The following is a 12,644-nucleotide window of genomic DNA, read 5'->3' as shown; positions in this document are numbered from 1 at the left end:
ATGTACCACTCCGTTGTTTTATAATTCGAGGTAAGTATAATATTAAAAAAGGGCTGTTAATAAGGACAAATGTCCGCCTTTTGGAGAGTACATCAAATAATCACTTTATGTATGATGATCGGGAGAAAATGGACGATCTACAATAGTTAGCGAAGGAGTCCTCACGTGTTATGCCCATAAAGGTTCATCCTGATATCACAGCTGCCGTTCTCAAAGCGAATTTACAAGAAATCATTACCGATGAAGCTTTGACCACATTGCAAGTGAAAATGTATAAGAAAAACGAGACGGTTGTCGTCTCAGGCAACGAATTGCAGTACTTTTATATCGTAATTGAAGGCAGGGTCGCCATTCACAATTATTCTGATCAAGGAAACGTAGCCGTTGTCGATTATGTAGAAAAAAACGGAGTGTTGGGTGACTTGGAATTTTTTCAACAATGCAATTATCTTCATACTGCTGTCGCTGTTGTACAGTCAACCATTCTACTGATCCCTTTGCAGATTGTACATTCGCATTTGACCAAATCAGTCTCTTTTTTATCGCATATGTGTACGGTTCTCACGGATAAACTCATGAAGTCTTCAGTAAAAAATGCAAGGTCATTGCTGTATCCTGCAAAAAATAAGCTGTGTAAATATATTCTACAAACCTCGGAAAAATTTGAAGCAGTAACGATTCCTTTTGTCATGAAAGATATTTCAAGCATGATGGGCATCTCCGATCGACATATTAGAAGATTGTTAAGCGATTTGGCCGAGGAGCAGATCATCATTAAGGAAAATAGAACAATAAAGGTGTTGGATATGGAGCAGTTACATCGATATTCAACCGATTTTTAAAAATAAATGATTCAAAGCTTATATAAAAAAAACGCCTGCCCTTTCAAATATGAAGGAACCAGGCGTTCACCGTTTAGGAGAAAACGTATTTTTTCTTATGGTAATTGTATACACAAATAAAGTTGCTATTGTAGCAACTTTATTAAAAGACATATTTAGATTTCTTGATCAATTTCTGGTTCAAAGATTCCGTATCCGTTCTTGCCATTCTTTTTAATCTTGTACATGGCTCGATCCGCATGTCTCAAAAGTTCGGAAGGTTCCTGTCCATGCTTTGGAAAAAGGCTAATGCCAATACTGATCGAAACATTGATATAATTTCCGGCAATCTTGAAATGGGTGCTGAATGCAGCCTCCAATTGTTTGGCAATGATTTCAGCGTCATGATCATCCTTCAGGTGGCTTAATATGATGAATTCATCCCCGCCGAGACGTGCTACAGTGTCTGTCGTTGGAATCGTTTCACTTAATCGCTTTGCCATCTCCAGCAACACTTGATCACCAACATCGTGTCCATACGTATCATTCACTTGCTTGAAACCGTCAGCATCCACAAACATGACAGCAAGTTTGCTATCATTTCTTTGGGCATTGCTGATGGACCATGCAAGACGGTCATTATAAGCAAGACGGTTAGGCAGACCCGTAAGTGGATCATGCAAAGACATATGCTTGCTGATCTTCTCGGAAATTTTGATTTTGGTGTACTCGGTCTCCAGTTCCTTAATCAGGTTTTTAAGTTTATATACCCGGGTATTCATGTTTGTCATATCAGTAATCTGAATAAGGGCATAACAGCGATCTTCCTGATAGAGCGGTTCAACATGCATATTTTGCCTGATTAAATGTTCATCCTCGCCTTCACTAGGGAGAATAAACGCTTTATGTAAAGCGCTTGAACAAAACCTGCTCTGACCATGATACAGCGCATTTTGCAAAATATTCAGGTAGACATTGGACTTAAAGCGTGGACACACTTCAAGCAGATTCTGGCCAACGACTTCTTCCCTACTCTTGCCAGTAAGGCGTTCCAGCCAGCCATTCCACACCACAACTTTCAGTTGCCTGTCGACAATCATAATTCCCATATTGGCTTTGTTCAAAGCTTGTGATACGAGATTACCCATGGTCTGCCTCCAGCAAAGCGTCCATTTTGGCCAACAGGCTCGATATGGAGTTCATACTCAGCGCTATAACAATAATGCCTGTCACATCGGTATCGGCAAGTAAAAACGACGTGTGCAGCACCAGCACATATACTTCATTCTGCAAAAGTATTTGTTGATCTGAATTGGTGACATAGATCAGCTCAATATCAGGCAGTACATATTCCAGTTTGATCTCCAGGAAATTTCCGAATTCTCCAATAATGGCATTAAGCAGCACATTACTAACTTCTTTTAGCACGTCCAGATCGGTATCCATCAAGCTCGGATCATCCGGTATAATGGTCTCACCCAGTTCTCCAAGACAGATATTGGCCAGCACTTTAGCCTGCTCAACAGGAAACATCAGAAATGCTTTTCCCTGAAATTCGTAGCCAAACTGCAAAGACGACCTGAACAGATGACCTTCACTGAAGAAAATGTTGTATCTTCGATCTCCAGGATCAACATCCGATATGGAGATCAGCTCCACTTCCGGAATATTCAAAACGATACGTTTGTCTACAATCTCTGACAACATGTTAGCCGCTTGTCCCACGTAAACGTTCACAAGTTCAGTAAGCAAATCCTTCTGTAAATCATTCAGCATGATAGGCCGCCTGAATCAGTTGAATCAATGTATTTGCCTTTTCCGCGGTTAACGGTTTATTTAAAAATCCGGAGATCCCCAGATTCTCTACTTCATCCCGAGTCGTCTTCTGAATGTCTGCAGATAGAATAATAATCTTGACTTCGCTATCCGTTTCCCGGATCATTCGCAGCATTTCTTGTCCGTTCAAGCCAGGCATCAGCAGGTCGGTTGTTATAAAATCAGGTCGGAAATCCTGAAATAGGTTATATCCTTGCTCTCCATTGCTAGCAATCTGAATCTCGCATTCTGGAATATGATCAACAATCAGCTTTCGAAGCAATTTCTGTACGAATATGGAGTCTTCCACAATTAATACTTTCATTTTCTCTTCAATCTCCTCGATAAAATGGTAAGAGTTCGGGATTGTCAGGCGCTGTTCACAGTTCTTGAGAGACTGACTGGTGAATCAAGTAAATATAAAGTATAGTAACTTTAATTTAATTGTCAACAACATTATTGAACAGATTAGATTTGTGCACAATTGACATGGCATCGTCTGACGCTTGAAAACATAAAAAAAACGGTCACCATCGTGACCGTTTTTGATCGGTTATCTGCAACTGCATCTAAGTTTACTCTTTTACCCCACCAAGCTGCAAGCCATGAACAAAATACTTTTGCAAAAATGGATAGACGACCAAGATCGGCAATGCGGCTACAATCGTAATCGCTGCCCGAATAGATACAGGTGTAACCATGTTACGCGCAGCCCCGAGATCTGCACCATTGGCAACGGCTGCACTGCTGTTGGAGTTCATGGAAGAAGAAAGAAGTTTCATCAACTCATATTGCAGAGTGCTCAGGTTTTGCTTAGAAGACGCATACAGAAACGTATCGAACCAGGAGTTCCATTGACCCACCGCAATGAACAGTGCAACCGTAGCCAGAACCGGTTGGCACAGCGGTAGAATAATGGATATGAATGTTCTGAAATCTCCAGCACCATCGATTTTGGCCGATTCAATTAGTCCTTCGGGCAGTGTCTGGATATAGGTTCGGATAACAATCATATTAAAGGCACTGATCAGCCCAGGGATAATGTACACCAGGAAGTTGTTTAACAAATGTAAATCTTTCATTAGGAAGTAGGTTGGAATAAGTCCTGCACTGAAATACATTGTAAGTACAACGAAAATGGTGATTGGTTTCCGTAAAATATAATCCTTTCGGCTTAATGTGTACGCCAGCATGGAGGTCAGAAACAGACTCAAGACTGTTCCGAGCACCGTTCTCGCTACCGAGATGCCAAAGGCGCTGAAGATGGTCCCTCCTGCAAATACAGCTCTGTAGTTTTGATCTGTCCATACCCGAGGCCATAGATAAATCCCACCCCGGATGGTGTCATTACCGGCATTGAACGATACAGCGAGTGTATTCACAAACGGATACAGGGTAACGATCGCGATTGCGATCATCAGTATACCGTTTAACGTATGGAAGACAATCGGTTCAAGCCGAGATTTATTGATTCCCATCTCTAGTCCCCCTTATATTAATCGGTCTTCCCCGAGCCGTTTGGAAATAGAATTCGCTGCAAAGATCAGCGTAATACTAACCACCGTCTTGAATATACCTGCCGCGGTAGCCAAAGAATAATTCCCGATCTGAAGTCCGTATTTCAGGACAAATATATCTATCGTCTGTGACCAATCCACAACCACACCATTACCCAACAGATACTGAACTTCGAATCCAGCTTCCAAAATCCAGCCCATATTCATGATCAGCAAAATGATAACAATGGATTTGATTCCGGGTAAAGTCACATACAGCATTTTCTTATATCGGTTCGCACCATCAATCTCTGCCGCTTCATAAAGCGAGGGATCGATAGACGTGATGGCCGCCAAATAGATAATGGCATTCCAGCCTACTTCTTTCCACACATGAGATGCGCCTACAATGCCCCAGAAGTACTCGGGAACACTAAGCCACATGATCGGTTCTTGAATGATGTTCAGCTTCATGAGCACCACATTGACAATCCCGCCGTCTACAGACAGGGAGCTTGCCACGATGCCTGTCACAATGATCCATGAGAGAAAGTGAGGCAAATACGATATCGTTTGAATGGTTCGCTTATAGAACTTATGTTTGATCTCATTAAGTAAAATGGCGAATATTATTGCTGTCGCAAATCCGAGTACCATATTGATTACGCTCATCGCAATGGTATTACGAAGCACGTTTAGAAATGCATCATCTGTCAGCAAAAACTTGAAGTGCTTGAGCCCGACCCATTCCTGTTGGGAGAAACTCTTGGCAGGACTATAATTCTGAAAGGCCATAACCCAACCCCAAATGGGATAATACGAGAATACGAGAATGTACGCAACGATGGGCAATGACATGAACATCAGTTGTCTTTGTCCGCGCAACCGTTTTAATAATGGTGTTTTGGCAACGGCTGTACGGGTAGTTTGCTCCGGTATGGCTCCAGGCGTGTTCGCCATCTTTCACTCCTCCTATTGGCTTGCAGCGACATTATGCATGATCTTCCCGGAAGGCACCCGCCTGAGATTCCTTTGGTTGATACCTTCCGAGGGGAATCATTGCCGCATTTTTTTATTTAACAGACCAGTTCTCGATTCTCCATTTCAATTGTTCATTAATTCGGTCTTCATACGATTGAACATTAATTTTCTTGTAAGCGTCTACATATTCAGTCCATATGTTATCGAACTCATCCGGTTTTGACATGATTGCCTTAGGCAAGAATTTTAATGAAGTGTCTGTCATTTGCTTGTTCGCTACCGCAGCATCCGAGCCTTCTTTCAGATCGACCTGCCATGCTGGATAGTACACCGGATTCTCTGGTGCAGGAGAGAAGAAGTCACTCCATGTTTTGAAGCCGTATGCGTCCAGAAGTTCTTTATCTTCCGGTTTGAGGTTATCATAGAATTCCTCAGGTTGGTTGATCGCTCCAATCGCATTGCCATCTTCAAATGTTCCTTCGAGCTTCGGTGCCGCAGCGTAGAAACCTTCTGCTTTGTTGATCAATCTCCATGCGGGATCGTCCTGCTCTTTCCGTTGCTCTGGCGTACGATAGAATCTTCCCTCTTCATTTACCTGATAATCCACACCCTCTTCACCCCATGACAGGAGCTTCTGATACTTCTCGTCCATAAGCTTATCGAGGAATTTGATGAGTGCTACAGGATCTTCAGCATCTTTACTGATACCAAAACCATTATTCAAGTTGATAACCGGACGATCCAGATAATGATCTGTAATACTTGTATCATAGACTAGCGGGAAGCCTACGTAGGTCTGACCAATCTTACCCTGAGCTACGAGTGGGTCTTCACCGGATTGGAAATTCCAGTGCTGATCGAACATGCCAAGTACGCGTCCTGATGAGATTTTGGCCAAGTATTGGTCGTAGTTCTGAACAAAGGCTTCTTTATCCAGCAATCCATCATTATACAATGTGTTCAGTTCCTTATAATATCGTTTGGAGATGTCCTTGTCGGCAAAAACACTCGCCACTCCATTCTCATCTACAACCACACCGCCATCATTGGGGTGACCTGTAAGATGCTCTGGTGGATTAAGCAATGGGAACGTCCGCCAGTCTGAAGCCAGTGTAGTAAAGCCAATTGTCGGTTGACCATCAATGGTTGGATTCTTGGCTGCGTAATCACGGATCAACTGTGTGAATTCATCCAGCGTTTTAGGAGTCGGGTACCCGGCATCCTTCAGTACGGACTTCTGAATCCAGAAGGCAGGGCCAGAATAATAGTTACTAATGAACTCCCCTGTATACACGCCATAGTTAGGCAACCAGTAAATATGTCCGTCACTGGAGTCTTTCATCCGGTTCCAGTCTTTACCGAAATGCTTCTTCAGATTGGGTGCATGCTCCTCGATCAGATCTTCCAGTGGAATGACCGCACCAGCTGAGACCAATTTGGTGTCTGCTGTGATCAAGTCAGGGAAATCACCCCCGGCGATCATAACGCCGAGCTTCTGTTGAAGATCACCTACCAGAAACTCCATCTCAAGATTGACGCCGAGTTCATCCTGGATCTTCTTGTAGATTCGGTTATCTTTAGCTGGCGCCTGATTCGGCGTTCCGATAAAGGCCGAGATGTTCAATACCTCTTTACCATCCGGTGTAGTCGCTTTCTCATTGTCACCACTGCATCCTGCCAGTGCCAAACTTAAAGCCAGAACGAGTGATACGGAACCCCAAAGCTTCTTTTTTTTCAGTCCCCCCATGTACTTGCCCTCCTTGGAAGTAGTATGTCTTACTGTTTTTAGTATGAAGAAATGTATGCGGTTACAAAATATATACATTTAAGTTTCACCCCCCTGTAATTGCAGGTCTTCATCAGGAGGGGTTCTTTTCTTTGTCGGATTAAGTCGTGAACTTTTGCCTGTATTCCAAAGGTTTCATGGCTGTGCGTTTTTCGAAATGTTTGAGAAAATGCTGGTAACTGCGATATCCTACCTGTTCTGCAATTGCACTTGATGTCTGATTTGTGTCCTGGAGCAGACGTTTCGCTTCTTCCATTCTCAGATCATGAACCACCTCTATTACGCCTTTGCCGTACTTGCGTATAAAGGATTGGCCTAAATGGACCGGGTTCACGTAGAATCGTTCTGCGAGCTCCTGGATCGTAAAGGTCTCCCTGTAATACGTCTGCACATATTCAGCTACCTTTGCCTGAATGCCCCCAACTTGTCTCTCACGCAGAATAGCCAGTTCCGATTTGCACTGCAAACAGAAATGTTCCAGATTGCTAGCAACCTCTTCTATATTTCGATGACTCTTCTCCAGAATTCGGCTCGCCGAATCATTCATTAGAGCATTAGGCTCTCCTCCCAATTCTTTACATAGGGAGTGTCCATGGAACATGATATGTGTGGAGAAAATATGTACAATCTCTGGCGCAACCTTCATCTGCAGAAACAGTTCAAAGACATCCCGAATGGAACTTGAGAGTTCATCTACAGAACCGTTCTCAAGCAGATCGGCAATACGATCAACCTCTGACATAGTTTCCGGATCAAACTGCCACTTCTCCAATTCGATATCTTCGGCAAACAAAAGACACTCTTGGTTAAAAAACAAATAACGTCCAACTTCCTGTGCGGTGTGGAAGGATTCAGATAATTGTTCAAGATTGCTGACCATTAACCCGACGGCGATATGAATATCTTCACAGCCGTTATTTTGCATGTTGTTCAATAAGCGCTGGGTGTAAGCTTTGATGGATTCAGATGCCTCGCTTCTGCTGAGCGCTTCCACTCCCCATACAAGTCCCAATGTGCCTCTTGTTCTATCTATTACATAACAACAGGTTGTAAGTTCAGCCGTTTGTTCAGCAACTGAAGAAGCTTCCTGAACATCTCCCTGGAAAGTAATCCGCAGGTAGGTCCAATGGGACTTATTCAAATGAGGAGCGAACTCAGACATCTCCTGCTCCGATATATTCTGTTTATCCCTGATCAGTGTGGACAAACATGCTTTGATCTTTTGCACCTTTGCATGTTCCCGAACAAGCTCTTGCTTCTCACGTTCCTGCAACTGCAAACGGAGTCGTTCCAACATTTCCTCTGCTTCTGCACTATCAACCGGCTTGGTTAGATAGTTGGAGACACCTAATCGAATAGCTTGTCTGGCATAATTGAAGTCACTGTATCCACTCGTGATGACGAACAGTACAGATTCATATTCCAAACGCCGTGCTTCTTCGACCAGTTCCAGGCCATTCATGACAGGCATACGAATATCTGTCACCACGAGATCAGGTCGGTCTTGTTGCATCATACGAATGGCTTCCTCCCCGTTAGCACATACACCTTTGATTTCAAAACCATACTTTTCCCAGTTGATCAGAAGCTGTAACCCTTCAATGGCATAAGGTTCATCGTCTACTAACAGCACTTTATACATGAGAGTCTACCTCCTATTTCCTCTGTTCCAGCCTGGAGATCGGTATACGGTATCCCGCGATAGTCTCCTTTCCAGGTACACTACTTAGATCAAAGATCGCATTCCCTTCATAAAAGAGTTCCAACCTACGATAGACATTTCGCAGGCCTACATGCTCGCCGTTCCTCGGTCTTTCAGAACGAATATCTCTCAGAAGCTCGGTTAGTCTCCCCGTATCCATACCAATTCCATTATCAATGACCTGAATAACCAACTCAGATGCGTTTCGTCTCGCCGTCACCTTGATCTGTCTTCCATCTTTGCGCGCCTGCAATCCGTGTTTGCATGCATTTTCAACGAGCGGTTGAATACTCATGCGAGGGATAAGCAAGGATGCTGCGTCAGGATCAACCTCGAAGGTGTAATCAAACAGTTCTCCAAAGCGAAACTTCTCAATCTGAAGATACAGGTTCGTAAATTGGAGCTCTTCTTGCAAAGGAATCAAATTATCAGAATGACTGAGTAGCTGTCTCATCAGCATGGACAGACTTTTAATAATCTCAACTACTTCTGTATATCCATTCTTTGTACTAACGACCAGCAAGGCATTCAATGTGTTAAATAAAAAATGGGGATTCATCTGACTCTGGAGCATGGACAATTCGGTCCTTACTTGATCCAGTTCCAAGTCTTTTTGACGAATTTCCAGTTTATACACGTCATTGATAAGCGTATGGATTTTACCAATCATGATATTAAACGTACGAATAAGTCCGCCAATTTCGTCGCGGCCCTCCTGAATTTCGATAAGATCGAATCGTTCATTGCGAACCTTCTCCATATGTCTGGAGAGCTTGCGAATCCGATAGTGGTAGGAGCGCAAAATAATGTAGATTAACACAGACGGGACCACAATGCTTATGGCGAATAACCCCAAAATGGAATGAAGGGCTTCTTTTAGCAAATGGTCAAGGTGGCGCGTATCAGCAACGCCAATCAATTTCCAGCCCTTCAGGTAGGCGAGATTACCCAACGATTTTTCGAGCGTGTAAGCAGAATTCCCGCTTGCCTTAGATATCGAATCGTCAACTGGTTGGGACAATACGTTTTCACCAAAATCTCCGCTTGAAACGACTGTACGATTGTTGCTGTCCACCAGACGAAGCTGAAGACTGTCTGATTCACGATTTAAAATGCTGTATACCCGGCTAACTTCCAGATCAATCTTGGAATACTTTGCATAATTCGCATACGAAGTATAGGTATCCATTTTGCCAATCACGCTGATCCTTCTTCCGGCGTTAAATCCGGATGGCTCAATATAGTCCACCACCAGAATACCGCCGCTGGTGGATTTCAGCTGTTTTAATCCGGGAAGTATATTCTTGTCTTTCATCACGATATAATGGCTGCCGGTCTGAATGGTATCGTTCTCGGTATAGATACGCACCTCCAAAATATTGGCCGACATATAACGTGTTAATTTATCTCGCAGAAATGCATGGTACTCGTTGTAATAATCCACGGGGGAATGATAGGTTCGATCAAGTAGCTCATAGAGAGAATCGTCTGCCGCGATAATTCGGCTCAGAGCTACGCTCTCATCAATCATGCCCAGTAGCTCCCCCGCCGCTCTGTCGATGGATTTACGCAGATTTTCCTGTTCTCGAATCTTGATGTCCGCAGAGGTTCGTTGATAGAAGAAGATATTAATCGTTATTACCGGAAGGAGGATGCTAAGTACATAAATAAGCAGAAATTTAGATCGGAGAGGAATATCATTAACGTTACGGAACATCCAGAATTTGTGGCGCATGTGATCACCCTTGGTTTTTGTTTTTATAGACGGATGGAAGCTCCCCTGTATGCGCTCTGAATTTTTGAGTAAAATACTCGGCATCATGATATCCAAGCTTGAATGCAATGTCAGTGATTTTCATGTTGGTACGTCGCAGAAGTTTGCGTGCCTCCGCAATTCGAAGCTGGTGTACATAGTCGCTGAAACTGACCCCCATCTCCCGCTTGAACTGCTGACCCAGATAGGCAGAATTAACGTGAATACGATTAGCCACATCTTGCAATTTAATTTTACTTCTATAGTGTTGCTGCAGTTCATGAACGGCTTCCGCAACAAGGCGCCCTGTACCCAACTTTTTCAGATCAGGCTGGGATAATTGCTCAGATATCCGAACACATAGCTCTTGCAATGTTCCGAGAGACCAACTTGCAGTCTCATGCCATTCCTTCTCGCATAATATTTCTCTGCAAACCTCCCTTTTACCATATTTTCGTAGCAACTCGCCATGAATGTATCGGATGACATGGTGTATCCATTCCAATGAAACCTCTGCGTTCTCAGTCATCAACATCAATTCACTCACTGCATTATCGATGGGATCTGTGTCCCCCGCTTCAATTAATACCAATATGTCTTTGGCAATATTCATCATTTGCTCTAAATCATATTCTTCACTTATTCGTTGTTCATTAAGATGATCTATATGAACATCATCTGTAAATTTGATCCCATCTTGCTGTTTGAGCTCCTCCCTACGTTTGTCCAGAGGCTCAATCATCTCCGTAAGAATTTGGTGAATTTCCTCAGGGACAAGAGGTTTAAGCACATATTGATCGACCTGATACCGTATAGCTTGCTTGGCATAATTGAAATCGGAGTATCCTGTAACAATAACAATTTTCGAGGTGTAGGCGAGATCCTCTCGCAAGGTGTGGATCAAGCCCAGACCATCCATAACAGGCATTTGAATGTCAGTAACGACAAGATCCGGTTCAACAGCATTGAATAAAGCAAGCGCTTCTTCTCCATCCGTTGCTGTCCCGCAGAGTTCATATCCACAGGCTTGCCAGTCTATCATGGTTCTCCATCCTTCTAGCATAAACGGCTCATCATCCGCAACAATAACCTTGTACATTACCTCACCTGCCATTCCTCCGTGATCAGTTACATGAAACTTGTCTACCTCTATATAGTAGATTCCAGTTATTCTCGAACACGCTAAACAGCAGAACAACAGCAGGATTGTTGTCTGCTCGCCCAACTAGAAGAGCAACACGCTCATAACATGCAATTCAAGTGTAACGCTTACAATTGCACACAACAACCTGATAAAGTATAGGTTTTCACCCGACGAAGTATAGGTAGAACTGTGAGCAGGTCTCCTTTCGGAAAAGAACGCTATTCTCCACGTACGATCCGAAATCCTTGATCAGGACCATAACCATTTGCATCAAATTTGCCTCGGAATGAGATTTCATTATTATTAACGCCGCCAATCCAGCCACCGCCTTTTACCACTCGCCAAGATTGATTTGCAGTCTCCGAATCACTGTACCAGTCCCAGCACCATTCCCTCACGTTTCCAGACATATCATAGATTCCTAACTCATTAGGCTCCTGGGTACCGACCTTTTGGGTTTGATTACGATTGCTCTCAATAGCGGGCCAGCTCCAATCACCATTTAGTATGGTATCACCGGCATTTTTCCAGTACCAAGCGACCTCATCGGGATTATTACTTCCACTGTAGGTATAATCTAAGCTCTTTTGACCTCCGCTTGCAGCATACTCCCATTCTGCTTCTGTCGGTAAACGGTAACCGTTAGCGTCATCATTAATCGTTACATTCCATTTTATATTGTCGTTTTCATTGTGGTTATTCGTGTCCTGTGTGTCTTTGTCTATGTTGTAATAAGGTTTCAGGTTTTCTTTTATACTTTTTTGATTACAGTATTCCACGGCGTCATACCAACTCACCATTTCAACAGGCAGGTCATCTCCCTTGAAGCCAGACGGATTTTCCCCCATGACCTCCATCCATTCTTGTTGAGTCACTTCGTATTTGCCAATATAGAAGGAGTCCAGCTCTTCTTTTCGTTCAATTTGACTAGATTTACTGCTCTTCAAGGCTCCTCCTTCGACGAATACCATATCATCATTTAATTCAGAGTTACTTGCTGAACAGGCAGTTAAACTAACAACTATGGTGATTACAGTTAACCATACCAGCTTTCTCATTCAACTATCCTCCTTAGCCAAGCTTGAATCCGGTAACGTCGAGGGCCGTTAGTCTGGTGAATAGCGGTCCTCAACGCTTCCGGAATAT

The 12,644-nt window shown here is 43.3% G+C and carries 11 protein-coding genes; 1 reads left to right on the top strand and 10 read right to left on the bottom strand.

Going from position 1 to position 12,644, the window contains the following annotated elements; genetic code table 11:
* The first annotated feature begins 170 nt into the window (after positions 1-170).
* On the top strand, positions 171-842 hold the full coding sequence (locus tag OM416_RS00945; RefSeq protein ID WP_264926209.1) for a Crp/Fnr family transcriptional regulator: 672 nt from the start codon (positions 171-173) through the stop codon (positions 840-842).
* Positions 843-997: 155 nt separating this feature from the next.
* Here the strand turns inward: OM416_RS00945 and OM416_RS00940 are convergent, their stop codons facing one another.
* From OM416_RS00940 to OM416_RS00895, 10 genes are all read right to left on the bottom strand, one after another.
* Complete coding sequence (locus tag OM416_RS00940; RefSeq protein WP_264926207.1) at positions 998-1,969, bottom strand: diguanylate cyclase domain-containing protein; 972 nt, start codon at positions 1,967-1,969, stop codon at positions 998-1,000.
* Complete coding sequence (locus tag OM416_RS00935; RefSeq protein ID WP_264926206.1) at positions 1,962-2,597, bottom strand: chemotaxis protein CheC; 636 nt, start codon at positions 2,595-2,597, stop codon at positions 1,962-1,964. Before OM416_RS00935 ends, OM416_RS00940 begins: the two co-directional genes overlap by 8 nt.
* A complete protein-coding gene (locus OM416_RS00930) occupies positions 2,587-2,961 on the bottom strand; it encodes a response regulator transcription factor (RefSeq protein ID WP_264926205.1) in 375 nt (124 codons plus the stop codon). Before OM416_RS00930 ends, OM416_RS00935 begins: the two co-directional genes overlap by 11 nt.
* Before the next feature lie 250 nt (positions 2,962-3,211).
* Complete coding sequence (locus OM416_RS00925) at positions 3,212-4,114, bottom strand: carbohydrate ABC transporter permease (protein WP_062834432.1); 903 nt, start codon at positions 4,112-4,114, stop codon at positions 3,212-3,214.
* A gap of 12 nt (positions 4,115-4,126) precedes the next feature.
* Entirely contained in the window at positions 4,127-5,092 is a 966-nt protein-coding gene (locus OM416_RS00920; RefSeq protein WP_264926204.1) for an ABC transporter permease, read from the bottom strand.
* 112 nt (positions 5,093-5,204) lie between these two features.
* Entirely contained in the window at positions 5,205-6,860 is a 1,656-nt protein-coding gene (locus OM416_RS00915; RefSeq protein WP_264926203.1) for an ABC transporter substrate-binding protein, read from the bottom strand.
* Positions 6,861-6,999: 139 nt separating this feature from the next.
* Positions 7,000-8,541, bottom strand: coding sequence for a response regulator (locus tag OM416_RS00910; protein WP_264926202.1), 1,542 nt, complete (start codon positions 8,539-8,541; stop codon positions 7,000-7,002).
* 13 nt (positions 8,542-8,554) lie between these two features.
* Complete coding sequence (locus OM416_RS00905; RefSeq protein ID WP_264926201.1) at positions 8,555-10,336, bottom strand: sensor histidine kinase; 1,782 nt, start codon at positions 10,334-10,336, stop codon at positions 8,555-8,557.
* Positions 10,337-10,340: 4 nt separating this feature from the next.
* Positions 10,341-11,453, bottom strand: a complete 1,113-nt coding sequence (locus tag OM416_RS00900; protein ID WP_264926200.1) for a response regulator — start codon at positions 11,451-11,453, stop codon at positions 10,341-10,343.
* A 263-nt stretch (positions 11,454-11,716) separates the two neighbouring features.
* Positions 11,717-12,556 (bottom strand): formylglycine-generating enzyme family protein, encoded by an 840-nt coding sequence (locus tag OM416_RS00895; protein ID WP_264926199.1) that lies wholly within the window; start codon positions 12,554-12,556, stop codon positions 11,717-11,719.
* Positions 12,557-12,644 lie beyond the last annotated feature (88 nt).

The sequence above is a fragment of the Paenibacillus sp. LS1 genome (genome assembly GCF_026013365.1).
GTDB lineage: Bacteria > Bacillota > Bacilli > Paenibacillales > Paenibacillaceae > Paenibacillus.
Note: the sequence above shows the minus strand (reverse complement) of the source record. Positions and strands in the feature narration are given on the sequence as shown.

Excerpts from the sequence above, each read along its gene's own strand:
- OM416_RS00945 (WP_264926209.1), top strand. The coding sequence starts at position 171 with ATGCCCATAAAGGTTCATCCTGATATCACAGCTGCCGTTCTCAAAGCG.
- OM416_RS00940 (WP_264926207.1), bottom strand. The coding sequence starts at position 1,969 with ATGGGTAATCTCGTATCACAAGCTTTGAACAAAGCCAATATGGGAATT.
- OM416_RS00935 (WP_264926206.1), bottom strand. The coding sequence starts at position 2,597 with ATGCTGAATGATTTACAGAAGGATTTGCTTACTGAACTTGTGAACGTT.
- OM416_RS00930 (WP_264926205.1), bottom strand. The coding sequence starts at position 2,961 with ATGAAAGTATTAATTGTGGAAGACTCCATATTCGTACAGAAATTGCTT.
- OM416_RS00925 (WP_062834432.1), bottom strand. The coding sequence starts at position 4,114 with ATGGGAATCAATAAATCTCGGCTTGAACCGATTGTCTTCCATACGTTA.
- OM416_RS00920 (WP_264926204.1), bottom strand. The coding sequence starts at position 5,092 with ATGGCGAACACGCCTGGAGCCATACCGGAGCAAACTACCCGTACAGCC.
- OM416_RS00915 (WP_264926203.1), bottom strand. The coding sequence starts at position 6,860 with ATGGGGGGACTGAAAAAAAAGAAGCTTTGGGGTTCCGTATCACTCGTT.
- OM416_RS00910 (WP_264926202.1), bottom strand. The coding sequence starts at position 8,541 with ATGTATAAAGTGCTGTTAGTAGACGATGAACCTTATGCCATTGAAGGG.
- OM416_RS00905 (WP_264926201.1), bottom strand. The coding sequence starts at position 10,336 with ATGCGCCACAAATTCTGGATGTTCCGTAACGTTAATGATATTCCTCTC.
- OM416_RS00900 (WP_264926200.1), bottom strand. The coding sequence starts at position 11,453 with ATGTACAAGGTTATTGTTGCGGATGATGAGCCGTTTATGCTAGAAGGA.
- OM416_RS00895 (WP_264926199.1), bottom strand. The coding sequence starts at position 12,556 with ATGAGAAAGCTGGTATGGTTAACTGTAATCACCATAGTTGTTAGTTTA.